Source organism: Aeribacillus sp. FSL K6-2833 (assembly GCF_037965815.1).
Taxonomy (GTDB): Bacteria; Bacillota; Bacilli; order Bacillales; family Aeribacillaceae; genus Aeribacillus; species Aeribacillus composti.
Map to the genome: position 1 here is coordinate 1,679,946 of NZ_CP150189.1, position 25,767 is coordinate 1,705,712.

Sequence of the window (25,767 nt, forward strand, 5' to 3'; positions counted from 1 at the left end):
GGATATGGATCAAGCAGAACAACTCAGAAGGATTATTCAGCAAAACAAATATGCGGTGATAAAAGACTCTCCGCCTAACCGTCATGCAAAAACAGTGGCTGTGATTAGTGGAAAAGGGGGAGTCGGCAAATCGAATTTCGTTTTAAATTTCGCTTTAAACTTGATCAAAAAACGAAACGACCGTGTACTGCTGGTAGATTGCGATATTGGGATGGCAAACATCGATCTTTTGCTTGGACAGCAGTATCAAGAAAGATCAATTGTCGATTTGCTGAAAAACCGCATTGGAATTGAACAAATTATCAAAAAAGGTCCTTTAAATTTGCAGTATTTGTCAGGAGGAATGAGCCTTTCCAATATTGTCACAATCGATGAAGCAGAGTTTCAATTTTTTCTTTACGAGCTTGAAAGAATAATAGAGAAATACGACACCATCTTATTTGATATGGGGGCAGGAATTTCGAAAGACAGCTTGAAATTTTTGCTTGCAGTGGACGAAATTATCGTCATTACGACGCCTGAACCGACATCGATTATGGACGCCTACAGTGCGATAAAGCTCATTCACCAGTTCGATCAAGAAAAGGTGATGAAAGTAGTTGTCAATCGATTCAAGAAAAACATTGAAGCGAAAGAAACATGGGAAAAAATTAGAACCACTGCAGAGCGTTTTTTACATAAAACAATTGATTTGCTCGGCAGTTTGCCGGAGGATGATCATGTACAGAAATCAGTCATGGAACAAATTCCGTTTATTTTGCGTTTTCCGAATGCTCCTATATCGAAAGCACTAGAAAATATAACAGAGATGTACTTAAATGGTAAAATAAAAAGAAAAGGATTTATTCATTCTCTTAGATCTTTGTTTTCAAGTAGGTGATGTTTTTGAGTCGTGTAAAGGTTTTGGTTATTGATGATTCGGCATTTATGAGAAAGTTGATTTCCGATTTGCTTTTAGAGAGTCCTTCCATCGATGTGATTGGCACAGCTAAAAATGGAAAAGAAGGAATTGAAAAGATCGCAGAGCTTGATCCTGATGTTGTGACGCTAGATATTGAAATGCCGGTTTTAAACGGGCTTGATACTTTGCAGATTATCATGGACAAGTTTCCAAGGCCAGTCATTATGCTTTCAAGTTCGACGAAAGAAGGAGCCGAAAACACGATAAAATCTTTAGCTTTCGGAGCGTTTGATTTTATCCCGAAACCTTCCGGCTCCATATCTCTTGACATATTTAAAGTGAAAGAAGAATTAATTGCAAAAGTTCTAGCAGCAAAACGGGCAAAAGAAAAAGTTCAGATGTTAAAAAAAGAGATCGACACATTTCCTCGAAAGGAGATGATGAAAGAAAAGAGCCATCGACAGCGAAAAAAATCTTTAATTGCCATTGGAACTTCTACTGGCGGACCGAGCACCCTTCAAAAAATCGTTCCATGCTTCCCGAAAAACCTGAATTCGCCGATTTTCATCGTACAGCATATGCCGCCAGGATTTACAAAATCGTTGGCTGAACGATTAAATGAAATGTCAAACATCGAAGTAAAAGAAGGCGAGCATCAAGAAATCGTCAGAAATGGGGTAGCATACATAGCGCCTGGAGGCAGCCATATGAAAGTAATAGAAAAACAAGGGAATTTATTCATTGAACTGGATCAATCGGAAAAAAAGAGAGGGCACAGACCTTCAGTAGATGTACTGTTTGAATCTTTATCGAATTTAAAATATTATCAAACGATTGCTTGTATTTTAACGGGAATGGGTTCTGACGGGACAAAAGGATTGAAAGCATTAAAAGAAAGGACAGATGCGACAGGGATCGCACAGTCCGAAAAAACCTCCATTATATTTGGGATGCCAAAATCCGCCATCCAAGCGAATGTGGTTGATTACGTGGAAGATTTAATGGAAATTCCGTATTTAATTCAAAAGCTGATCTAAATCCAAGGAGTGTGCTGCCATGGAAATGAATCAATATTTGGACATTTTTATTGAAGAAAGTAAAGAACATTTGCAGTCGTGCAACGAAAAGCTTTTGGAGCTTGAACAAAATCCGGATGATTTAGGAATTGTGAACGAAATTTTTCGCTCCGCCCATACATTAAAAGGAATGGGCGCAACGATGGGGTTTGAAGATTTAGCCGATTTAACACATAAAATAGAAAATGTGTTTGACGCCATTCGCAATCAAAAATTAGAAGTAACGCCTGAAATTATGGATGTCCTTTTTGAAGCATTGGAGAATTTGGAGGAAATTGTTTTATCGATTGCGGATGGAGGAGACGGCAAAAAAGATGTTTCGGCCATTGTGAAAAAACTGCAAGCGATTGAAAGCGGAGAACAAATTGAAGATGAGACAGCTGAAAATGAAACATCAAGAGAACAAGTGCAGGATGTGAAAAAACTGAAGTTTGATGAATATGACAGGACGGTCATTCTTCAATCAATTGAACAAGGATTTCAAGTATACGAAATCAACATTCGGCTTCGAGAAGACTGCATCTTAAAAGCAGCGAGAGCATTTATGGTTTTTGAATTGCTTGAGAAGCACGGGGAAGTGGTCAAATCATCGCCTTCTGTTGATTTACTCGAAGAAGAAAAGTTTGACAACAATTTTTCGGTTGCCTACATTACGAAGGAAGATAAGGACTTTATCCGGAACAGCCTATTGAAAATTTCAGAGGTTGAAGAAGTACTAGTTGAAAAAGTGAATGTAGAAAAGCCAAGTACTGAAAGAGTACAGCAGTCTGTTTCCAGCATACAATCTAATGCCAGCCAACAAACTGCTGCTAGCAAACAAACTACTGTTTCCAGCAAGCAAAGCCGTCAGCAGAAGGACAGCTCGAAAGACACTAGCCAAAAACAGAAGAAAAACCAGCAAAAGACGATCCGCGTCAACATTGAGCGCCTCGATATTTTAATGAACTTGTTTGAAGAATTAGTCATCGACAAAGGGCGTTTAGAGCAAATATCAAAAGAATTAAATCACTCGGAGCTGAAAGAAACGGTTGAGAAAATGTCCAGAGTTTCAGCTGATTTGCAAAACATTATTTTAAATATGCGCATGATTCCAATCGAAACCGTTTTTAACCGCTTCCCGAGAATGGTGAGAAATCTCGCCCGCGATTTAAATAAAAAAATCAATTTAGTTGTCACTGGCGCTGAAACCGAATTGGATCGGACCGTCATTGATGAAATTGGCGATCCGCTTGTGCATCTAATCCGAAATGCGATCGACCATGGGATTGAAACGCCTGAAACCCGCCTGAAATATGGCAAAAAAGAAGAAGGAACGCTGCGGCTCAGCGCATATCACAGCGGAAATCATGTCTTTATCGAAATCGAAGACGACGGTGCAGGAATCAATCAGAAAAAGGTATTGCAAAAAGCTATTGAGCGGGGAATCGTTACAAAAGAGGCAAGCGAAACATTAACGGAAAAACAAATTCATGAACTCATTTTCGCATCAGGCTTTTCAACGGCTGAAAAAATTTCAGATGTCTCTGGACGGGGTGTAGGGCTTGATGTAGTGAAAAATACAATCGAATCGCTCGGAGGAAGCATCACCATCGAGTCGGAAGAAGGAAAAGGATCTTTATTCTCGATCCAGCTCCCGCTGACATTAACGATTATTTCCGCCATGCTCATTGAAGTTGGAAATGAAAAATACGGTATTCCGATTTCGTCTATCATTGAATCCCTTGTTATTAAAAAAGAAGATATTTTACAGACACATCAAAACAAGGTGATTGATTATCGCGGAAAAATTGTACCTCTAGTGTTTTTAAAAGAAATTTTTGAAGTGGACGCCGAGGATGACCAAGATTATGTTTCAATCGTCGTTGTCAAAAAAGGAGATAAAATGGCTGGTTTAGTTGTCGATTCCTTCATCGGTCAGCAAGAGATTGTTTTGAAATCGTTAGGACAATATTTGACAAATGTATTCGCCATCTCAGGTGCCACAATTTTAGGAGACGGTCAAGTTGCATTGATCGTTGATTGTAATGCATTAATCCAGTAATGCTTGATGGAAGGGGAAGATGAGAATGGCAAATAGTGTATTTAATGAACAGAAGGTCATAGTTTTTCAGCTGCAAGACAAAGAATACGGGGTTTTTGTACAAAATGTGAAATCGATTGAAAAAGTTGACCATATCACCCGCGTTCCGAAAACAGCTGACTATATAAAAGGAGTCATCAATTTGCGCGGTGTTGTCACTCCGATCATAGATTTAAGAAAAAGATTGAATATGCCGGAAAAAGAAATAACAGATCAGACGAGAGTGATTATAGCTGTTCAAAATGAAATGGAAGTTGGATTGATTGTTGATTCTGCCAATGATGTCGTCGATATATCTGAAGACAGTATTGAACCTGCTCCAAGCGTCATCGAACAAGTAGAAACCGAGTTTATAAAAGGAATTACAAAATTGGATAAACGGCTGATTATGCTCCTTGACCTTGAAAAAGTGCTGAGCAAAGAAAATCAGAGGGTAATAGAGCATGAGCAAGTTGTTTGATTTATCAAACAAAAGGATCGATATATTAAAGGAAATTGCCAATATCGGAGCGGGAAATGCCGCAACGAGTCTGTCCCAACTTCTTAATAAAAAAATTGAAATGAAAGTTCCGAACGTTTATGTCGCCTCTTTTAACGATGTGATGGATTTAGCAGGCGGTGCGGAAACAGAGGTTACGGCTGTATACATCCGCATTCAAGAGGATATAACTGGATCGATGTTTTTCATTTTGCCGATCCCGCAGGCTAAAAAATATGCAAAAGCATTAATGAATGATTATGTTCTTCAGGATGCTTCAACTATGAAAGAAATGGAATGCTCTGTTTTGCAGGAGCTCGGCAACATCCTGATTGGATCCTATTTATCTGTTTTATCGAACATGACCAATTTGATGGTTAATCCGTCCGTTCCTGCCATCCAATGTGATATGTTCGGCGCGATTATCAGTCATGCTCTGATCGAGCTTTCGCTTGAAAGTGATGAAGCACTTGTCATCGATGCTGTTATAAAAGAAGAAGGGCATCAAGATTCCGAATTAATAAGAGGGCATATTTTCTTTCTGCCCGACTCACAGTCATATAAAAAAATTTTTGACATATTAGAGGTTTAGTGAAATGGGGCATTTTGAAAATGTTGTAAAAGTCGGTATTTCGGAAATGAATGTTGTGAAAGCTCCGTGGAAAATTCGAACAACTGGATTAGGATCTTGCGTCGGACTCGTCATCTATGATGATGTAAATAAATTGGCAGGACTTGCTCATATAATGCTGCCTGATTCTTCGCTTTCAAACAAGGAGCCTTTAAATTGTGCAAAATATGCGGATACGGCTGTAACAGAATTAATTCGTCTTTTAAAAAACTATGGAGGAAACATCATGTTTTTTAAAGCGAAAATAGCTGGAGGAGCTGAAATGTTTCCGCATCGGCCATCTTCCAAAATCATGCGAATAGGTCCGAGAAATGTTGAAGCGGTCAAACAGCATTTGTTGAGCAGTAATATCCCTATCGTTAGCGAAGATGTTGGCGGTAAAAATGGAAGAACCATTGAATTTGATACGAATTCATTCATTTTGACGATTCGCACCGTCAATCTTGGAGTGAAGCAAATATAGCCGGAGATTGACATTTTAGAAGGAGGAAAAAGGCAATGGTCCAATCGATGACACTGAATGATGAAAGGGTGTACTGGGACAAGTGGTTTCGTCACCGTGATCAAGATGCGGGCAACATGCTCGTCAAAAAATATATGCCGCTTGTCCGCTATCATGTCAGTCGTATTTCAGTGGGTCTTCCAAAAAATGTCGATAAAGATGATTTAATAAGTTTTGGATTGATGGGATTATATGATGCACTGGAAAAATTTGACCCTACACGGGATTTAAAATTCGATACGTATGCATCCTTCCGCATACGCGGAGCCATTCTTGACGGGCTAAGGAAAGAAGATTGGCTTCCAAGAAGTTTTCGGGAAAAAGCAAAAAAAGTGGAAGCAGCCATTGAGCGGTTGGAGCAAAAATATCATCGCAATGTGACGCCTAATGAAGTTGCAGAAGAGTTGGGTATGACACCCGAAGAAGTCGTTCATGTCGTCAATGAAAACTTTTTTGCCAATGTCTTGTCAATTGATGAACAATTGCATGACCAAGAAGAAGGGGAACAGATGAACATTGTCCTTAAGGATGATAAAACATTAACTCCGGAAGAGCATCTGTTAAAAGAGGAATTATTTGAGCATTTAACAAAATTGATCTCACAATTAAACGATAAGGAGCAGCTCGTATTAAGCTTGTTTTATAAAGAAGAGCTGACATTAACAGAGATAGGAAACGTGCTGAATTTGTCCACTTCGAGAATTTCGCAAATTCATTCGAAAGCATTATATAAATTAAAAGGAACGCTCGTTAAGCTTTTATCTTAAAAAGAATACAATTAAATGAGGTTGAAACATGGCGGTATTTCTTTTACTGAGCTTTGTTTTGCACATCGTTTCGTTTTACTTTATCATTCTCCTTTATACACGCTATCAAAATGTAAAAAAAATAGAAGAAAAGCAGGAACATTTATTAAAAGAAGCAGAAGATTCGCTCGCGATGTTTTTATTGGAATTAAAAGAAGAAAACAAACAATTTCTTGAACAGCTCGAGCAAAACAGCGCCAAGCCCGGTTCTTTTGATCTCGAAAAATTAGTTACGCAGCTGGAAGACAAGGTGGAAGTGAGCACAATCCAGAAAGACACGAGCGCGGATGTAGAGCCTATCGACAAGGATGCAGAGCTTATAGAAGAGCCTAAAGATAAAAGAAAAAATTTGCATAAACAAGTATTCCAATTATTAGAGAAAGGATATACTATAGACGAAATTGCACAAACATTACATGTCGGCAAAACAGAAATTGAACTCGTCATGAAATTTCAACAAAACGATTGAATTCTTTCTTGATTGCCAAACTTCCATATGTTATATTTGTTTTTGGTGCTAATACACACGTCTGTTGATTTAAGCATCGGTGCTGTTTTGTGCAGTCATGCTTAAAAATGAAGCGGGCGGAGGATGAAAAACCATTAGGAGGAATGAAAATGTCAGTTATTTCAATGAAACAATTATTAGAAGCTGGTGTTCATTTCGGTCATCAAACACGCCGTTGGAATCCGAAAATGAAACGCTATATTTTCACTGAACGGAACGGAATTTACATCATTGACCTTCAAAAAACAGTAAAAAAAGTTGAGGAAGCGTATCAATTTGCAAGAGAGTTAGCTGCAAATGGAGGCAACATTTTATTCGTTGGTACGAAGAAGCAGGCGCAGGAATCTGTTAAAGAAGAAGCAGAACGTGCAGGAATGTTTTACGTCAATCAGCGCTGGCTGGGAGGAACATTAACGAACTTTGCTACAATTCAAAAACGAATTGCTCGTTTAAAAGAAATTGAAAAAATGCAAGAAGACGGCACATTTGATGTATTGCCGAAAAAAGAAGTAGTTCGTTTGAAAAAAGAATTGGAACGCCTTGAGAAATTTTTAGGCGGCATTAAGGAAATGAAACAGCTGCCTGATGCTGTTTATATTATCGATCCTCGCAAAGAGCGCATCGCTGTATCGGAAGCTCGCAAATTAAATATTCCGATTATCGGCATCGTTGACACAAACTGCGATCCAGATGAGATCGATTATGTAATCCCTGCAAATGATGATGCAATCCGCGCCGTCAAATTGTTAACTTCCAAAATAGCAGATGCTGTTTTAGAAGGCAAACAAGGCGAAGAAACTACAACTGCCTAAATGACAAAAGGTGATAAGAGGGGATTTTAGCCTTTTATCACCTTTTTTAAGCATACGAATTGAAGGAGGAACTTTTATGGCAATTACTGCTCAAATGGTAAAAGAGCTTCGGGAAAAAACCGGTGCAGGCATGATGGACTGCAAAAAGGCATTGACTGAAACAAATGGTGATATGGACAAAGCAATAGATTATCTTCGTGAAAAAGGCATAGCGAAAGCTGCGAAAAAAGCTGACCGAATCGCTGCAGAAGGCTTGACATTAATCAAAACTGACGGCAATACAGCTGTTATTTTGGAAGTGAATTCCGAAACAGACTTCGTTGCAAAAAATGATTCTTTTAAACAATTAATTGAAGATTTGGCTAAACACTTGCTGGCAAGCAAACCAGCTGATTTAAAAGACGCATTGGCTTCCAAAATGGAAAACGGTTCAACAGTGGAGGAATACATCCATGCTGCTATTGCTAAAATTGGCGAAAACATTACATTACGCCGTTTTGAAGTTGTCGAGAAAAATGATCAAGATGTCTTCGGCGCTTACTTGCACATGGGCGGACGCATTGCAGTATTAACGGTGCTTGAGGGAACAAATGATGAATCTGCTGCAAAAGATGTAGCAATGCATATCGCAGCGGTTAATCCGCGTTATATTTCTCGTGAAGATGTTCCTCAGGCTGAAGTGGAGCACGAACGCGAAGTTCTTAAAAAACAAGCTCTTCAAGAAGGAAAACCTGCAAACATTGTAGAAAAAATGGTTGAAGGTCGTCTCGGCAAATTTTTTGAGGAAATTTGCCTTTTAGAGCAAAATTTTGTAAAAAATCCTGATCAAAAAGTACGCGATTTCGTCAAAGCACAAAACGCAAACGTAAAAGCGTTTGTTCGCTATGAAGTTGGAGAAGGAATTGAAAAGCGTCAAGAAAATTTTGCTGAAGAAGTTATGAATCAAATTAAGAAATAAAAGTCATGAAAATGTTAAGAAGGGAACACAAGCGAGTGTTCCCTCTTTTTGAAAACCCTTTGTTTCAACTTTTCTATATATAGCGTCAAGAAATAGCTTGGAGGTTAATATGAGTACGCCAAAATATCATCGTATCGTGCTGAAATTAAGTGGAGAGGCGCTTGCTGGAGCTCAAGGCTTTGGAATTAATCCTTCCGTCATACAGTCAATTGCCAGACAAGTAAAGGAAATTGCTGAAATGGGTGTAGAAGTCGCAGTAGTTGTTGGCGGCGGAAACATTTGGAGAGGCAAAATCGGCAGCGAGATGGGGATGGATCGGGCAACAGCAGACTATATGGGAATGCTGGCGACTGTTATGAATTCTTTAGCTTTACAAGATAGTTTGGAAGGACTTGGCATTCCTACCCGAGTGCAAACTTCAATTGAAATGCGACAAGTCGCAGAACCGTACATAAGAAGAAAAGCCATTCGCCATTTGGAGAAGAAAAGAGTAGTCATTTTCGCAGCAGGAACAGGAAATCCTTATTTCTCAACAGACACAACGGCTGCGTTAAGAGCCGCTGAAATCGAAGCAGATGTCATTTTAATGGCGAAAAATAATGTAGATGGTGTATATAGCGCAGATCCAAAAAAAGACGCCTCAGCGGTAAAATATGATGAGTTATCTTATTTAGATTTATTAAAAGACGGGTTGGCTGTCATGGATTCAACAGCTTCTTCATTATGCATGGACAATAATATTCCTTTAATTGTTTTCTCGATTATGGAAGAAGGCAACATTAAACGTGCTGTTTTAGGAGAAAATATTGGAACAATTGTAAGGGGGAAATAAACATGTCTAAACAAGTTCTTTCACAAGCGAAAGAAAAAATGGAAAAAGCTTTATCAGCTTTCAAACGTGAATTAGCAGGTGTTCGTGCAGGCCGGGCAAACGCGTCTTTGCTTGATAAAATTCAGGTCGACTATTACGGAGTTCCAACTCCTGTAAATCAATTGGCATCGATTTCCACGCCAGAAGCACGTTTGCTTGTTGTTCAGCCTTATGACAAATCGACAATCGGTGAGGTTGAAAAAGCGATTTTAAAATCTGATCTTGGATTAACGCCGACATCGGACGGATCCGTCATCCGCATTGCCATTCCTCCATTGACGGAAGAGCGAAGAAAAGAACTGACAAAAGTAGTTCGTAAATATTCAGAGGATGCAAAAGTCGCTGTTCGAAACATTCGCAGAGATGCAAATGATGAATTAAAAAAATTAGAAAAAGCGGGCGACATTACAGAAGATGAACTGCGCGGTTTTCAAGATGATGTACAAAAACTGACGGACGAATACATCAAAAAAATTGATTCCGCAACAAAAGAAAAAGAAAAAGAAATCATGGAAGTTTAAATAAAATGAATGTACAATAGAAATGTGCTAAAAACCCTCTTTTCTCACAGGGGGTTTTTTTGTTCAAGAGGATTTGCTACATTTGTTAATGTCATATTATTCTCGGTGGAGGATTCTTATGTTTAATTTTCCTTATAAAAAAAAGAGCAGCAAAGGTTCCAAAAACTTGGTGGCGAAAGAAAGCATTTTAGTAAATGAAATACCGGAACACGTGGCCATCATCATGGACGGAAACGGAAGATGGGCGAAAAAAAGATCGCTGCCTAGGATGGCCGGCCATCGGGAAGGAATGAAAGTAGTTAAAAAAATTACGAAATTAGCGAGCGATATCGGCATCAAAGTTTTGACCTTATATGCGTTTTCAACAGAAAATTGGAAAAGGCCAAAAGATGAGGTTAATTATTTAATGCGCCTTCCGGTCGAATTTTTATCGACTTTTTTGCCGGAATTAATACAGGAAAACGTGCAAGTTCGGGTTATCGGCGATCAATCTATGCTCCCCGATTATACGGTAAATGCTGTGAAGAAAGCTGTGAATGAAACGAAGCAAAACACCGGGCTGATTTTAAATTTTGCGTTGAACTATGGCAGCAGAACAGAAATTGTTGAAGCAGTAAAAAAAATATTAAGAGACCGCGAAGATGGAAAACTACATATAGATGACATTGATGAACAATTGTTTTCCAACTATTTAATGACGAAAAAGCTCAAAGATCCTGACCTGTTAATTCGGACAAGCGGAGAAATTCGGCTAAGCAACTTTATGCTCTGGCAGCTGGCTTATACTGAATTTTGGTTTACGGATGTGCTCTGGCCGGATTTTAATGAACACCATTTTTTGGAGGCAATCCGCGAATATCAGCAGAGAATCCGCAGATTCGGCGGCGTATAGAAGGAGCTAAAAAAAATGAAAACACGAATCATTACAGCAATTTGTGCTTTAGCCTTATTTGTACCAATTGTCATTATTGGCGGACTTCCGCTGACAATTGCTATTTATGTGCTCGCATCAGTTGGATTGTTTGAATTATTTAGAATGAAACGATTTCATTTATTTTCATTTCCGGTTTTGTTCAGCTTTATCCTTTTATGGATTTTAATTTTCCCAAACCGTTATATTGATTTGCTTCATCAAATACATATAAGTAAAACTGGCTTTCTTTTTTTTGGCGCGATCCTGTTATTGATCTATACAGTGTTTTCAAAAAACCAATTTTCTTTTGATGACGTTGGATTTGCGCTCATTGCGATCATTTATGTGGGAGTCGGATTTTATTTTTTTATTGAAATGAGAGTGTTAGGTCTAGACAAGCTTTTGTTTGCTCTGCTAACGATTTGGGCGACTGATTCAGGCGCTTACTTTATCGGCCGAGCCTTCGGAAAGAAAAAATTATCAGCTGAAATCAGCCCTAATAAAACAGTCGAAGGATTTTTCGGAGGTATTTTCTCGGCAATTTTGGTTGGATTAATTTTCCACTATTTTGTAAATTTTTTACCGACATATGTTCAAACCGTTTTTGTGTCCGTCATTGTTTCTATTGTTGGACAAATGGGGGATTTAGTACAGTCCGCTTTTAAACGCCATTACGGCACAAAGGATTCCGGAACGATTTTTCCAGGCCATGGGGGAGTTCTTGACCGTTTTGACAGCTTGATTTTTATTATGCCGATTTTATATTTCTTCATCCAATTGATCAGTAGACAAGGGGTGACAATGTGAAAAAAATTATTTTGCTGGGTGCGACAGGATCTATTGGGCAGCAAACTCTCGATGTGATTCGAGCAAATCCGGATTCATTCAGGCTAGTTGCGATGTCATTTGGAGAAAATATCGAACTTGGATTGAAGGCTGTTCATGAATTTAAACCAGAGCTTGTTGCTGTCAAAAATCGTGAAATTTATGATCAAATTCGTTTGAACATCCCTTCAAGCTGTCAGCTTACATACGGACATGACGGGCTGTGTGAAACGGCTGTTTATCATAAAGGCGAGATAGTAGTGAATGCGGTCATTGGGAGCGTCGGGCTTATTCCAACACTAAAAGCGATCGAAGCGAAAAAAACGGTCGCTTTAGCGAATAAGGAAACACTTGTTACAGCTGGACAAATTGTGACCGACTATGCTCGAAAACACAATGTGCAAATTCTTCCTGTGGACAGTGAACATTCCGCGATTTTCCAATGCTTGAACGGGGAAAAAAAGGAAAGCGTCGAACGGCTTATTTTAACGGCTTCAGGAGGAAGCTTTCGGGATAAATCGCGAAATGAATTAAAGCATGTTACAGTTAAGGAAGCGTTAAACCATCCGAACTGGTCAATGGGCGCAAAAATAACGATCGATTCTGCGACGATGATGAACAAAGGGCTTGAAGTCATTGAAGCACATTGGCTGTTTTCTGTTTCATACGACCAAATTGATGTGCTGCTGCATAAAGAAAGCGTCATTCACTCGATGGTCGAATTTCATGATGGCAGCATCATAGCGCAGCTTGGAACTCCTGATATGAAAATACCGATTCAATATGCGCTTACATATCCAAATAGAATTCCTTCTTATGAAAGCGAAAGATTGGATTTAACAAAATATGGACAGCTTCATTTTGAAAAAATTGATTTTGATCGATACCGTTGCTTAAAATTTGCTTTTGATTCGGGTAAAATAGGAGGTACAATGCCTGCTGTTTTAAACGCAGCGAACGAAGTGGCAGTCAATGCTTTTTTGGAAGATAAAATTCCGTTTTTAAAGATAGAAGAACTTGTGGAAAGGGCATTAGAAGAACATGCTCCGCTTTTCAATCCGACCTTGGAGGATATACAAGAAGCGGATGGAAGGACAAGACAGTTTGTTCAATCTTTAATTAATTAGAGGTGGTAAAATAAGTGAACACGGTGATCGCATTTGTCGTTATTTTTGGCGTATTGGTGTTTTTCCACGAATTAGGGCACTTAGTTATGGCGAAAAGGGCAGGCATTTTATGCCGTGAATTTGCAATCGGCTTCGGGCCGAAAATTTTGTCGTTTAAACGAAAAGAAACGGTCTATACGATCAGGCTTTTGCCTATCGGCGGCTTCGTGCGCATGGCGGGGGAAGACCCGGAGATGATTGAGGTCAAACCTGGCTATCAGGTTGGACTATTGTTTAATCAGAAAGGACAAGTTGAAAAAATTATTTTAAACAGAAAAGAAAAGTATCCTAATGCAAAAGTGATTGAAGTTGAACAAGCAGATTTGGAACATGGAATGTTTATCACAGGCTATGAAGATGGAGAAGACAGCGGTCTAAAAAGGTTTGAAGTAAGCGAAACATCCTTTTATGTAGTTGACGGTGAAGAAATTCAAATTGCACCTTATAACAGGCAATTTGCTTCAAAAACGCTCGTTCAAAGAACGCTCGCCATTGCTGCCGGACCTTTTATGAATTTTCTATTAGGGTTTTTAGTTTTGTTTTACCTCGGTCTAAGCCAAGGAGTGCCCGTGAATGAACCGGTTTTAGGAGAAATCGTCCCTGACAGCGCGGCTGAACAAGCAGGATTACGGGAAGGCGATGTTGTAAAAGAAATAGAAGGGACGCCGATGAATTCGTGGAAAGATGTCGTTGAAATGATCAGAGCAAATCCGGAGAATGAGCTTCTTTTTTCAATTGAACGTTCCGGAGAAGAATTGGAAATGACGGTAACGCCGGATTCTGTGAAATCCGAAAACAAAACGATCGGCCAAATAGGAGTTTATTCCCCGGTTGAAAAAACATTTTTCGGTTCTTTGAAATATGGCTTAGTTGAGACCTATACATGGTCGAAAGAAATAATATTTGCGGTTGGGAAGCTGATAACCGGACAATTTTCAATTGATATGCTCTCTGGACCTGTCGGCATATATGATATGACAGGAAAAGTTGCAGAAACAGGCTTGACAAGCCTATTGAGCTGGACGGCTCTCTTAAGCATTAACCTTGGCATTATGAACTTGCTTCCAATTCCAGCTCTAGATGGAGGACGCTTATTGTTTTTTGCCATTGAAGCGGTCCGGGGAAAACCGATTGATCGACAAAAAGAAGGGATCGTCCACTTTATCGGATTTGCACTTCTAATGCTGTTAATGCTCGTTGTGACATGGAATGACATCCAAAAGTTTTTCCTTTAAAAAATAATATAGAAATCAAATTCGAGGTGCTTTAAATGAAACAGAGTCAGTCATTTATACCCACAATGAGAGAAAATCCAGCAGATGCGGAAGTTAAAAGCCACCAGCTGCTGTTGCGTGCCGGATACATTCGGCAGACAGCTAGCGGTGTTTATTCGTATCTGCCTCTTGCTCATAGAGTGTTAACCAAAATTGAAAATATTATCAGAGAGGAAATGAACCGGATCGGAGCGGTGGAGCTGCTAATGCCGGCTTTGCAGCAAGCAGAACTTTGGCAGGAGTCTGGCCGCTGGTATTCATACGGATCAGAATTAATGAGATTGAAAGACCGTCATGAGCGTGATTTTGCTTTAGGTCCGACTCATGAAGAAGTTATAACAAGTTTGGTAAAAGATGAGATCAAATCTTATAAACGTCTGCCGCTCACCCTTTATCAAATTCAAACGAAGTTCCGGGATGAAAAGCGTCCGCGGTTCGGTCTTTTGCGGGGACGAGAGTTCATTATGAAAGATGCTTACTCTTTTCATGCTACACAGGAAAGCTTAGATGAAGTGTACGAACAGGTACGAGAAGCATACAGCCGCATCTTTACTCGATGTGGGTTGAACTTTCGCGCAGTCATCGCTGATTCGGGAGCAATGGGCGGTAAAGATACTCATGAATTTATGGTGCTTTCGGAAATCGGAGAAGATACGATCGCATATTCTGATTCGTCCGATTATGCAGCAAATATTGAAATGGCTCCGGTAGTTGCATCTTATGAAAAGGTTGACGAACCGCTCATGGAGCTTGAAAAAAAAGAAACACCAAACAAAAAATCCATTGAAGAAGTGGCGCAGTTTTTCCAAGTTCCGAAGGAAAAATTAATAAAATCCGTTTTATTTAAAGTAGATGAAAAGTTCGTTCTTGTTCTTGTCCGCGGTGATCATGAGGTCAATGACGTGAAACTGAAAAACCTTTATCAGGCATCAGTTGTTGAACTTGCTTCAGCTGAAGAAACAGAGCAGGTAATGGGAGTTTCACCCGGATTTTTAGGACCGATCGGCGCATCCGACAAAGTGGAAATTGTCGCAGATTATGCAGTTCAAGCAGTCGTAAATGGAATATGCGGGGCAAATGAAAACGATTTGCACTATATCGGAGTAAACCCTGATCGGGATTTTACCGTTACCAAGTATGAAGATATAAGATTTATTCAGGAAGGGGACCCTTCCCCGGACGGAAAGGGACGGATCAAGTTCGCGAAAGGCATTGAAGTCGGCCACGTCTTTAAGCTTGGCACAAGATACAGTGAAGCGATGAAGGCAGAATTTTTAGATGAAAAGGGAAAAACAAACCCTATCATCATGGGATGCTATGGTATCGGTGTTTCACGCTTACTGTCTGCGGTGGTCGAGCAATTTCATGATGAAAATGGAATTATTTGGCCTAATAAATTAGCTCCGTTTGAAGTCCACCTTATTCCGGTTAATATGAAAAACGAAGAACAAGTCAAGGTTGCAGAGCAAATTTATCACGATTTGCAGGCGAAAGGATACGAAGTCCTTTATGATGATCGTGCTGAACGGGCGGGTGTGAAATTTGCTGACAGTGATTTAATTGGCATTCCTGTCAGAATAACGGTCGGAAAAAGAGCTGGTGAAGGGATTGTAGAAGTGAAAGAAAGAAAAAGCGGAAATAGTATAGAAGTTTCTGTTGATCAGCTAAAAGAGCAGCTTGCCAAACTTCTCCGCTAATGAAGCTGGATGCCGCAGATGAAGCTGGCATAGGTAAAGAGTAGGGGGTCTTGCCTTTATGATAATTTGTCAAACGGGTCAAGCCCCCTATTAACTTTTTGGGAAAGAGGGGAAACCAATGGATGATAAAGACTTGCAGCAGCAAAAAGAACGGTTTCAGATTTTGCTGAAACAGCTTGAAATGACGGATGATCAAATCTACCCTTATTTCCAAAACGGAGCGATCTTAAAATTAACAGTTCATAAAAAATCTAAATTATGGGATTTCTCTTTTCGGCTTGAAAACATTCTTCCATTTCGTATCCTGCAATTGTTTGATAGAAGATTGAACAAAACATTTTCTCATTTAGCCAATGTTACGTTTCACATTACAACTGTGAAACAAGAATATGATGAACAGCTCGTTCAAGACTACTGGGAGTTTTGCCTCCAAGAAATGGAGGGGGTTTCTCCGCCGATATTATCACTGTTAAAAGAACAAATGCCGAAGCTGGAAAAGCAAAAATTAATGATTCGCACGAGAAATGAGACGGAAAATGAAACGATCAAGAAAAAATACGGCCCCATCATCCAGCAGGCGTACGAGAAGTACGGCTTTCCAAAGCTGACTATCGACACGGTGATCGATGCATCTAACGAAGAATGGGAAAAATTTTTGGAGCAGAAGCAAAAAGAAGACGAAGAGCGGATTTTACAAGCAATGATGGAAATGAAGCAAAATGGAAAGGAAAATCAAACTCAGGAGCCTAAAAAGCAGGAAGGTCCTCTTATTATCGGATACAAAATAAAAGATGACGAAGAAATTCGCACTCTTGATAACATTTTTGATGAAGAGCGGAGAGTCGTCGTTCAAGGATATGTTTTTGAGGCGGAAACAAAGGAATTAAAAAGCGGAAGAACGTTATGCACGTTTAAAATTACCGATTATACCAATTCCATTTTAGTCAAAATGTTCGGCCGTGATAAAGAAGATAATGCATTGCTTGCATCGATCAAAAAAGGAATGTGGCTGAAAGTTCGCGGAAGCATTCAAAACGATACATTTGTTCGTGATCTTGTCATGATTGCCAATGACATTAATGAAATCAACCCGAAAAAACGGCTCGATACCGCACCTGAAGGAGAGAAAAGGGTGGAATTGCACCTTCATTCGCAGATGAGCCAAATGGATGCCGTCACATCGATCACAGATCTTGTTGAACAAGCTAAAATGTGGGGCCATGAAGCGATTGCATTGACAGATCACGCAGTTGTCCAATCTTTTCCAGAGGCATATGCTGCAAGCAAAAAGTTTGGCGTTAAAATGATTTACGGTCTTGAAGCCAATATTGTTGATGACGGTGTACCGATTGCTTATAACGAATCGCACAGACTTTTAAGCGAAGATACCTTTGTTGTGTTTGACGTTGAAACAACAGGGCTTTCGGCTGTATACGACACGATCATTGAACTTGCAGCGGTGAAAATAAAAAACGGGGAAATTATCGACCGATTTGAATCGTTTGCCAACCCTCACCATCCGCTTTCAGCAACAACGATAGAACTGACGGGAATTACCGATGATATGGTTCAAAATGCTCCCGACGTCGATGAAGTATTGTACAAATTTAAAGAATGGGCTGCCGACAGCATTTTAGTTGCCCACAATGCAAGCTTTGACATGGGCTTTATTAATGCAGGCTACAAAAAATATTTGCAGGTTAAAAAGGCGGACAACCCTGTCATTGATACTCTTGAACTTGCAAGATATTTATATCCTAATTTAAAAAACCACCGCCTGAATACATTGTGCAAAAAGTTTGATATAGAGCTTGTACAGCATCATAGAGCCATTTATGATGCGGAAGCAACCGGCTATTTGCTTGTAAAATTGCTGCAAGAGGTAAATGAACGAGGAATTCTTTATCATGATGAGCTGAATGAGCGGACTGGGGATTCAAAAGCGTATGAGCGGGCAAGACCGTTTCACGCGACGCTTCTTGTGCAAAATGAAACAGGGCTGAAAAATTTATTTAAGCTTGTATCTCTTTCCCATGTACAATATTTTTATCGCGTTCCGCGCATTCCCCGTTCTGTATTGTTAAAGCATAGGGAAGGCATTTTAATTGGTTCAGGCTGCGACAAGGGAGAAATTTTCGAAGCAATGATGCAAAAAGGTCCAGAAGAAGTTGAAGAGATGGCTTCATTTTATGATTTTCTCGAAGTGCATCCGCCGGAAGTATATTACCCTCTAATTGAGACGGAGCAGGTTCGAAATGAACAAGCGATCAAAGAAATCATTGCAAACATAGTCAAACTAGGGGAAAAGCTGTCGATTCCGGTTGTGGCAACAGGCAATGTCCATTATTTAAACAAGGAAGATAAAATTTACCGGAAAATCTTAATTTCTTCGCAAGGGGGAGCGAATCCTTTAAACCGCCATACATTGCCTGATGTGCATTTCCGTACAACAAATGAAATGCTGGATGCTTTTCGTTTTTTAGGCGATGAAAAAGCGAAAGAAATTGTTGTGACAAACAGCCAGTACATCGCCTCTCTCATAGGTGATGTAAAACCGATTAAAGATGATCTGTATACACCGAAAATAGACGGTGCCGAAGAAGAAATTCGGGAAATGAGCTACAATCGTGCCAAAGAAATATACGGAGACCCATTGCCGGAAATCGTTCAAGCAAGGCTTGAAAAAGAGTTGAAAAGCATTATCGGCCACGGATTTGCCGTCATTTATTTGATATCTCACAAACTAGTAAAAAAATCTTTGGATGACGGGTACTTGGTCGGTTCAAGGGGATCAGTCGGCTCATCCTTTGTTGCCACGATGACGGAAATTACTGAGGTGAACCCTCTTCCGCCTCATTACGTTTGTCCAAAATGCAAGCATTCCGAATTTTTCAATGACGGCTCTGTAGGATCCGGATACGATCTTCCTGATAAAAATTGTCCGCAATGCGGAGCGCCATATAAAAAGGACGGGCATGACATACCGTTTGAAACGTTTCTAGGATTTAAAGGAGACAAGGTGCCTGATATTGATTTGAATTTTTCAGGTGAATATCAGCCGAGAGCACACAATTATACGAAAGTGCTGTTTGGTGAAGATAAAGTGTACCGTGCAGGAACAATTGGCACCGTTGCCGAAAAGACAGCTTTCGGATTTGTCCGCGGCTACATGAACGATCATAATCTGCATTTCCGCAGTGCAGAAGTCGATCGGCTTGTGAAAGGATGTACGGGGGTCAAGCGGACGACAGGACAGCATCCCGGAGGAATCATCGTTGTTCCCGATTATATGGATATATATGATTTTACTCCAATTCAATATCCGGCAGATGATACAAGCGCTGATTGGAAAACGACACATTTTGATTTCCACTCCATTCACGATAACTTATTAAAGCTTGATATACTAGGGCACGATGATCCGACGGTCATCAGAATGCTTCAAGATTTAAGCGGAATCGATCCGAAGACCATTCCAACAGATGATCCGGAAGTAATGAAAATCTTTTCCTCAACCGAATCACTTGGCGTGACAGAGGAGCAGATTGGCTGTAAAACGGGCACTCTAGGGATTCCAGAGTTCGGCACGCGATTTGTCCGCCAAATGTTGGAGGAAACAAGACCGACGACATTTTCAGAGCTTGTCCAAATATCAGGATTGTCCCATGGGACAGATGTTTGGCTAGGAAACGCACAAGAACTGATTCAAAGCGGCACATGTACATTAAGTGAGGTCATTGGCTGCCGCGACGATATTATGGTTTATTTAATTTATCAAGGATTGGAGCCGTCGTTAGCCTTTAAAATTATGGAGTCGGTTCGGAAAGGAAAAGGCTTGATTCCCGAATGGGAAGAAGAGATGAAAAAGAACGGCGTTCCAGACTGGTATATTGAATCTTGCAAAAAAATCAAATATATGTTTCCAAAAGCTCACGCGACAGCTTATGTATTAATGGCTGTGCGGATTGCATATTTTAAAGTGCATTTTCCTCTGCTATTCTATGCAACTTATTTTACAGTCAGAGCGGACGATTTTGACATCGAAACGATGATCAAAGGAAGCACCGCAATCAGAGCGAAAATTGAAGAGATCAGTGCAAAAGGGCTCGATGCTTCTCCAAAAGAGAAGAGCTTGCTGACCGTATTGGAGATGGCACTTGAAATGACGGAGCGTGGATTTTCATTCCAAAAAGTAGATTTATACCGCTCTCAAGCCAAAGAATTCATTATTGACGGCGACAGTCTGATACCACCGTTTAATTCGATACCAGGGCTTGGTACGAACGCGGCCATCAATATTGTCAAAGCGAGAGAAGAAGGAGAATTTTTATCCAAAGAGGATCTGCAGGAGCGGACAAAAATTTCAAAAACGATTATGGAATATCTTGAAAATCATGGCTGTTTGGCATCGCTGCCTGAGCAAAATCAGCTCTCCCTTTTCTGATTTGCGATTCAATTTGCAAACCTGAAAAGGTTATGTTATATTCATTAATGGAAATGCTAAAAAAAGCCTAACGAAAGAGTGGGGAAAAAACCCACTCTTTCCTATTGGAACTAGTTTTTTATGACGATTAAATAGATGTCCCTTTCTGAAACGCTGAAATTAAGGAGGAAAATATGAGCCAATCTATAACAGATCTCGTCAAAGAACTAGCATCGCCAATTCTTGAAAATTTGCAGCTGGAACTAGTAGATATTGAATATGTAAAAGAGGGGAAAAATTGGTATTTACGGCTTTTTATTGATTCTGAAGATGGTGTCGACATTGAAGAGTGTGGTATGGTAAGCGAACGTTTGAGCGAAAAGCTAGATGAAATCGATCCGATTCCTCACAACTATTTCTTGGAGGTATCTTCTCCAGGCGCTGAACGCCCTTTAAAAACAAAGGCCGATTTTGAAAAGGCTGTCGGGAAAAATGTCGCACTTAAAACTTACGAGCCGATCAACGGGGAAAAACATTTTGAAGGGGTTTTAACGGATTTTGACGGCGAGATTGCCACACTCGAAATAAGAGTGAAAACAAAAACTAAACAAGTGGAAATTCCTTGGGGAAAAATTGCAAAAGCTAGACTTGCCGTTTCATTTAATATTTAAGTGATGAGGAGGAACATCATTTTATGAACAGCCAACTTTTAGATGCCTTGACAGTATTAGAAAAAGAAAAAGGCATTAGTAAAGATGTCATTATAGATGCGATTGAAGCTGCCCTCATTTCTGCATACAAACGCAACTTTAACCAAGCGCAAAACGTGCGTGTCGATATTAATCGCGAAACAGGTACGATGCAGGTGTTTGCGAGAAAAGAAGTGGTGGAAGAAGTAATGGATCCCCGTTTGGAAATTTCCATCCATGATGCGATGAACATCAATCCCCAATATGAAATCGGCGATGTCGTTGAAATTGAAGTGACACCGAAAGAATTTGGACGAATAGCTGCACAAACTGCGAAACAAGTCGTTACGCAGCGAGTTCGTGAAGCCGAAAGAGGAGTCATTTATTCGGAATTTATTGATCGTGAAGAAGATATCATGACCGGAATCGTCCAAAGAACTGATCCCAAATATATATACGTAAGTCTAGGGAAAATAGAGGCTCTCCTCCCACAATCGGAACAGATGCCGAATGAAAAATACGAACCTCATGACCGAATTAAAGTATTCATTACAAAAGTAGAAAAAACAACAAAAGGACCACAAATTTTTGTTTCCAGAACACACCCGGGGCTGTTGAAGCGTTTATTCGAATTGGAGGTTCCGGAAATATATGACGGGACAGTGGAAATTAAATCAGTCGCCCGGGAGGCAGGTGACAGATCAAAGATTTCGGTTCATTCCGACAATCCGGAAGTTGACCCGGTCGGATCATGCGTTGGACCAAAAGGCCAGCGTGTTCAAGCAATTGTAAACGAGTTGAATGGCGAAAAAATTGATATCGTTCGCTGGTCTAAAAATCCTGTTGAATTTGTTGCAAATGCTTTAAGTCCTTCAAAAGTTTTGGACGTTATTGTCGATGAAGAGGAAAAAGCTACAACCGTCATCGTTCCTGATTATCAATTATCCCTTGCGATTGGCAAAAGAGGGCAAAACGCTCGCCTCGCTGCCAAATTAACCGGATGGAAAATTGATATTAAAAGCGAATCGGAAGCGAGAGAGCTGAACATCTATCCTCGCGAAGAGCATGATAGTTTATTCCAATTTGACAATACGGATGATGAACACGGAGAAGAACAAGACGAATAGAGGTGGTTACCAGTGGCAAAGCAAAAGAAAATTCCGATGAGAAAATGTGTGGCGACTGGCGAAATGAGACCCAAAAAGGAGCTTGTTCGAATCGTTCGTTCGAAAGAAGGAGAAGTTTCGGTTGATTTAACAGGAAAGAAAAATGGACGCGGTGCTTATATCACTCTTGATAAAGACTGCATTTTAAAGGCGAAAAAGAAAAATGTGCTATCCGTCCATTTAGATGCGCCTGTTCCGGAATCTATATATGATGAATTAATTCAGCTAGCTGAGAAGGAGAAACCTTCATTGCCATGAATGGACAATGGAAATCTTTATTAGGCCTTGCCTATCGGGCAAGAAAAGTGATTTCAGGAGAAGAACTTGTTTTGAAAGAGGTTCGAAATAAGCGTGCAAAACTCGTTTTATTGGCAGACGATGCTTCTTCTAACACGAAGAAAAAAATTACGGATAAATGTTCGTTTTATAAAGTTCCGCTCGTGATTGCCCCAAACCGATACGAACTTGGGCAATCGATCGGTAAGGAAGAAAGAGTAGTTGTTGCCGTGACGGAAGAAGGTTTTGCCAAGAAGTTGAAGCTTCTACTTGAATAACTACTTTGGGGGTGAACGTATGGGTAAAATGCGAGTATATGAATATGCAAAACAACAAAATATAACGAGCAAAGAAGTAATCCATACATTAAAAGAAATGAATATAAATGTTGCAAACCACATGTCAATGATCGACAGCAATACAATTGAAAAACTCAATGGACGATATCAAAAGGAACAACCTAAGAAAAACGTTCAAAAAGATCATCAACCAAAACAAATGGCAGAAAAGCATGCAGCATATGATGACATTCCATTTGATGACGATGAGGATATCGTATTGAACAAGAAAAAATCAGGCAAAAAACCTTCTCCAAAACGCGAGGAACGCAAACAAAACGTTCCGATTCAACAAACGAAACATAAAAACAAAAAAAATGGAAAGAAAAACAAAAAAGCGGTTCAAAATGAAGCTCCAAGCAAAAAAGAATTGCCGTCCAAAATTACGTATCAAGGCTCTTTAACAGTCGCTGAGCTTGCCAACAAACTCCATAAAGAACCGTCAGAGATCATTAAGAAGCTCATGATGCTCGGCGTCATGGCAACAATCAACCAAGAGCTGGAGAAGGACATTATCGAACTGATCGCTTCTGAATACGGCGTTGAAGTGGAAGAAGAAATTGTTTTCGATGAAACAGAATTTGAAAAGTATGAAATCGAAGACAAGGAAGAAGATCTTGTCAGCCGTCCTCCTGTTGTGACAATTATGGGGCATGTTGACCATGGGAAAACGACTCTTTTAGATTCCATTCGAAAAACAAAAGTGGCTGAAGGCGAAGCTGGAGGCATTACGCAGCATATCGGCGCTTACCAGGTTGAAGTGGAAGGGAAAAAGATCACATTTTTAGATACACCTGGCCATGCAGCGTTTACAACAATGAGAGCCCGCGGTGCTCAATTAACAGATATTACTGTTTTAGTCGTTGCTGCAGATGATGGTGTTATGCCGCAGACAGTTGAGGCAATTAACCATGCAAAAGCTGCGAATGTGCCGATTATTGTAGCGGTCAACAAAATGGATAAGCCGACGGCAAATCCTGACCGTGTGATGCAGGAATTAACGGAACATGGCCTTGTACCGGAAGATTGGGGCGGCGACACGATATTTGTGCCAATTTCGGCATTAAAAGGTGACGGAATTCCTGAACTATTGGAAATGATCTTGCTCGTTGCGGAAATGGAAGAGTTAAAAGCGAATCCGAATCGTCTTGCAACCGGTACGGTTGTTGAAGCAAAGCTTGATAAAGGCAGAGGTTCAGTTGCAACATTGCTTGTTCAAAACGGAACGCTTCGTGTCGGTGATCCAATTGTTGTCGGAAACACATATGGACGGGTGCGTGCGATGGTGAATGATGTCGGAAAACGTGTAAAAGAAGCTTTACCGTCCACTCCGGTTGAAATCACCGGTCTTCATGAAGTTCCATTAGCCGGCGACAGATTTATGGTATTTGAAGATGAGAAAAAAGCGCGTCAAATCGGTGAAGCCCGTGCGAAAAAACAGCTGGAAGAGCAGCGCAGCGAAAAGACAAAGCTAAGCCTTGATGATTTATTTGAACAAATTAAGCAAAATGATATAAAAGAAATTAATTTAATCGTCAAAGCAGATGTGCAAGGTTCCGTTGAAGCTCTTTCATCAGCTCTTCAAAAAATCGATGTTGAAGGAGTAAAAGTAAAAATTATTCACACCGGTGTCGGTGCCATTACGGAATATGACATCATGCTTGCCTCTGCTTCCAACGCTATTGTGATCGGCTTTAATGTTCGCCCGGATGTGAATGCGAAGAGAACAGCGGAAGCGGAAAACGTCGACATTCGCCTTCACCGCATCATTTATAAAGTGATCGAAGAAATCGAAGCGGCTATGAAAGGTATGCTTGATCCTGAATACGAAGAAAAAGTGATCGGTACCCTTGAAGTGCGGCAAACATTCAAAGTTTCTAAAATCGGTACAATTGCCGGCTGCTACGTCACAGATGGTTCTGTTACACGCGACAGCGGCGTTCGCTTAATTCGGGACGGAGTCGTGATTTTTGAAGGTGAAATTGACACTTTAAAACGTTTTAAAGATGATGTAAAAGAAGTTGCTCAAGGATATGAGTGCGGACTTACGATTAAAAACTTTAACGATATTAAAGAAGGCGACACGATTGAAGCGTTCATCATGGAGGAAGTTAAAAAATAATGCTCGGAATGGTATCATGTGAATGCATGATTTTTGAAGCTTCTTCTTTAAAAGAAAAACGTGCAGTAGTGCAACGAATTATAAAAAGACTGCAAAACAAATTTAATGTCAGTGTTGCAGAAATCGGCTTTCAGGATGCATGGCAGCGGACCGAAATCGGCATTGCCTGCCTTGCATCGAGCCGCGCCATCGCGGAAAAAGAACTGAACCAGGCATTGAAGTTGATCGATTCTTTTCCTGAAATTGAACGAACCATTACAACATTTGACTGGTTTTAGCAAATGAGGTGATGAAATGAGCCTAAGAGCAAACAGAGTAGCTGAACAGATGAAAAAAGAGCTAAGCGATATTATTGGCAGAAAAATTAAAGACCCGAGAATTGGATTTGTAACTGTAACGGACGTTCGCTTAACAGGGGATTTGCAAATCGCTAAAGTATATATTTCTGTATTGGGAAATGAGGAACAGAAGGAAAACACGATGAAGGCGCTGGCGAAAGCCAAAGGATTTATCCGCTCTGAAATCGGGTCGCGGATTCGGCTGCGGAAAACTCCGGAAATTCATTTTGAATTTGACGAGACAATTGATTATGGCAATCGAATCGAATCATTAATCCATGAATTGAAAAAAGAAGAAAGAGATCATGAAAGCTGAGGCATCCCGTTTCACAATTGTGTAACGGGTTCTTTTTTCATGATTGCAGCTGGCAAAAGGAAGGTGTGACTGTGGACGGC

25 protein-coding genes are annotated in these 25,767 nt (G+C 40.2%); all 25 read left to right on the plus strand.

Features of this window, described 5'->3' with window-relative positions; all coding sequences use genetic code 11:
• The first annotated feature begins 4 nt into the window (after positions 1 to 4).
• The 25 genes from NSQ94_RS08405 to rbfA all read left to right on the plus strand — a co-directional run bounded on the left by NSQ94_RS08405 (position 5) and on the right by rbfA (position 25,687).
• Positions 5 to 880, plus strand: a complete 876-nt coding sequence (locus NSQ94_RS08405) for a MinD/ParA family protein (protein WP_063386682.1) — start codon at positions 5 to 7, stop codon at positions 878 to 880.
• 5 nt (positions 881 to 885) lie between these two features.
• Complete coding sequence (locus NSQ94_RS08410) at positions 886 to 1,938, plus strand: chemotaxis response regulator protein-glutamate methylesterase (protein WP_063386683.1); 1,053 nt, start codon at positions 886 to 888, stop codon at positions 1,936 to 1,938.
• 19 nt (positions 1,939 to 1,957) lie between these two features.
• On the plus strand, positions 1,958 to 4,018 hold the full coding sequence (locus tag NSQ94_RS08415; protein WP_063386684.1) for a chemotaxis protein CheA: 2,061 nt from the start codon (positions 1,958 to 1,960) through the stop codon (positions 4,016 to 4,018).
• Positions 4,019 to 4,043: 25 nt separating this feature from the next.
• Positions 4,044 to 4,517, plus strand: a complete 474-nt coding sequence (locus NSQ94_RS08420; RefSeq protein ID WP_063386685.1) for a chemotaxis protein CheW — start codon at positions 4,044 to 4,046, stop codon at positions 4,515 to 4,517.
• Entirely contained in the window at positions 4,501 to 5,127 is a 627-nt protein-coding gene (locus NSQ94_RS08425) for a chemotaxis protein CheC (RefSeq protein ID WP_066246481.1), read from the plus strand. The genes NSQ94_RS08420 and NSQ94_RS08425 overlap by 17 nt, the downstream gene beginning before the upstream one ends.
• Before the next feature lie 4 nt (positions 5,128 to 5,131).
• Complete coding sequence (locus tag NSQ94_RS08430) at positions 5,132 to 5,629, plus strand: chemotaxis protein CheD (protein WP_063386687.1); 498 nt, start codon at positions 5,132 to 5,134, stop codon at positions 5,627 to 5,629.
• A gap of 35 nt (positions 5,630 to 5,664) precedes the next feature.
• Positions 5,665 to 6,435 (plus strand): FliA/WhiG family RNA polymerase sigma factor, encoded by a 771-nt coding sequence (locus NSQ94_RS08435; RefSeq protein WP_063386688.1) that lies wholly within the window; start codon positions 5,665 to 5,667, stop codon positions 6,433 to 6,435.
• A gap of 28 nt (positions 6,436 to 6,463) precedes the next feature.
• The gene (locus tag NSQ94_RS08440) at positions 6,464 to 6,943 is read left to right on the plus strand and encodes a hypothetical protein (RefSeq protein WP_339230557.1); all 480 of its coding nucleotides are present in this window, start codon (positions 6,464 to 6,466) and stop codon (positions 6,941 to 6,943) included.
• 149 nt (positions 6,944 to 7,092) lie between these two features.
• Positions 7,093 to 7,794 carry a 30S ribosomal protein S2 gene (gene rpsB / locus NSQ94_RS08445; protein WP_063386690.1) on the plus strand — a complete coding sequence of 234 codons (702 nt, stop codon included), beginning with the start codon at positions 7,093 to 7,095 and terminating at the stop codon, positions 7,792 to 7,794.
• A 76-nt stretch (positions 7,795 to 7,870) separates the two neighbouring features.
• On the plus strand, positions 7,871 to 8,752 hold the full coding sequence (tsf, locus tag NSQ94_RS08450) for a translation elongation factor Ts (RefSeq protein WP_063386691.1): 882 nt from the start codon (positions 7,871 to 7,873) through the stop codon (positions 8,750 to 8,752).
• 109 nt (positions 8,753 to 8,861) lie between these two features.
• Positions 8,862 to 9,584 (plus strand): UMP kinase, encoded by a 723-nt coding sequence (gene pyrH, locus NSQ94_RS08455; protein WP_063386692.1) that lies wholly within the window; start codon positions 8,862 to 8,864, stop codon positions 9,582 to 9,584.
• A gap of 2 nt (positions 9,585 to 9,586) precedes the next feature.
• A complete protein-coding gene (gene frr / locus NSQ94_RS08460; RefSeq protein WP_063386693.1) occupies positions 9,587 to 10,144 on the plus strand; it encodes a ribosome recycling factor in 558 nt (185 codons plus the stop codon).
• A gap of 118 nt (positions 10,145 to 10,262) precedes the next feature.
• Entirely contained in the window at positions 10,263 to 11,036 is a 774-nt protein-coding gene (locus NSQ94_RS08465) for an isoprenyl transferase (RefSeq protein ID WP_066246477.1), read from the plus strand.
• A gap of 15 nt (positions 11,037 to 11,051) precedes the next feature.
• Positions 11,052 to 11,864: a phosphatidate cytidylyltransferase gene (locus tag NSQ94_RS08470; RefSeq protein WP_339230559.1), complete on the plus strand. Its 813-nt coding sequence runs from the start codon at positions 11,052 to 11,054 to the stop codon at positions 11,862 to 11,864.
• On the plus strand, positions 11,861 to 13,009 hold the full coding sequence (dxr, locus tag NSQ94_RS08475; protein WP_066246474.1) for a 1-deoxy-D-xylulose-5-phosphate reductoisomerase: 1,149 nt from the start codon (positions 11,861 to 11,863) through the stop codon (positions 13,007 to 13,009). Before NSQ94_RS08470 ends, dxr begins: the two co-directional genes overlap by 4 nt.
• A gap of 14 nt (positions 13,010 to 13,023) precedes the next feature.
• Positions 13,024 to 14,283, plus strand: a complete 1,260-nt coding sequence (rseP, locus tag NSQ94_RS08480; RefSeq protein WP_063386697.1) for an RIP metalloprotease RseP — start codon at positions 13,024 to 13,026, stop codon at positions 14,281 to 14,283.
• A 35-nt stretch (positions 14,284 to 14,318) separates the two neighbouring features.
• The gene (locus tag NSQ94_RS08485) at positions 14,319 to 16,019 is read left to right on the plus strand and encodes a proline--tRNA ligase (protein ID WP_339230561.1); all 1,701 of its coding nucleotides are present in this window, start codon (positions 14,319 to 14,321) and stop codon (positions 16,017 to 16,019) included.
• A gap of 118 nt (positions 16,020 to 16,137) precedes the next feature.
• On the plus strand, positions 16,138 to 20,463 hold the full coding sequence (locus NSQ94_RS08490; protein WP_339230563.1) for a PolC-type DNA polymerase III: 4,326 nt from the start codon (positions 16,138 to 16,140) through the stop codon (positions 20,461 to 20,463).
• Between the two features lie 173 nt (positions 20,464 to 20,636).
• The gene (gene rimP, locus NSQ94_RS08495; RefSeq protein WP_063386700.1) at positions 20,637 to 21,113 is read left to right on the plus strand and encodes a ribosome maturation factor RimP; all 477 of its coding nucleotides are present in this window, start codon (positions 20,637 to 20,639) and stop codon (positions 21,111 to 21,113) included.
• Positions 21,114 to 21,136: 23 nt separating this feature from the next.
• On the plus strand, positions 21,137 to 22,258 hold the full coding sequence (gene nusA / locus NSQ94_RS08500; RefSeq protein WP_339192932.1) for a transcription termination factor NusA: 1,122 nt from the start codon (positions 21,137 to 21,139) through the stop codon (positions 22,256 to 22,258).
• Between the two features lie 12 nt (positions 22,259 to 22,270).
• On the plus strand, positions 22,271 to 22,555 hold the full coding sequence (locus NSQ94_RS08505) for a YlxR family protein (RefSeq protein WP_063386702.1): 285 nt from the start codon (positions 22,271 to 22,273) through the stop codon (positions 22,553 to 22,555).
• Entirely contained in the window at positions 22,552 to 22,851 is a 300-nt protein-coding gene (locus NSQ94_RS08510; protein WP_063386703.1) for a YlxQ family RNA-binding protein, read from the plus strand. Before NSQ94_RS08505 ends, NSQ94_RS08510 begins: the two co-directional genes overlap by 4 nt.
• Before the next feature lie 19 nt (positions 22,852 to 22,870).
• Positions 22,871 to 25,033: a translation initiation factor IF-2 gene (gene infB / locus NSQ94_RS08515; RefSeq protein ID WP_327873768.1), complete on the plus strand. Its 2,163-nt coding sequence runs from the start codon at positions 22,871 to 22,873 to the stop codon at positions 25,031 to 25,033.
• Positions 25,033 to 25,311 (plus strand): DUF503 family protein, encoded by a 279-nt coding sequence (locus tag NSQ94_RS08520; RefSeq protein WP_063386705.1) that lies wholly within the window; start codon positions 25,033 to 25,035, stop codon positions 25,309 to 25,311. The genes infB and NSQ94_RS08520 overlap by 1 nt, the downstream gene beginning before the upstream one ends.
• Positions 25,312 to 25,327: 16 nt before the next feature.
• Entirely contained in the window at positions 25,328 to 25,687 is a 360-nt protein-coding gene (gene rbfA / locus NSQ94_RS08525; protein WP_063386706.1) for a 30S ribosome-binding factor RbfA, read from the plus strand.
• The last annotated feature ends 80 nt before the right edge of the window (positions 25,688 to 25,767 follow it).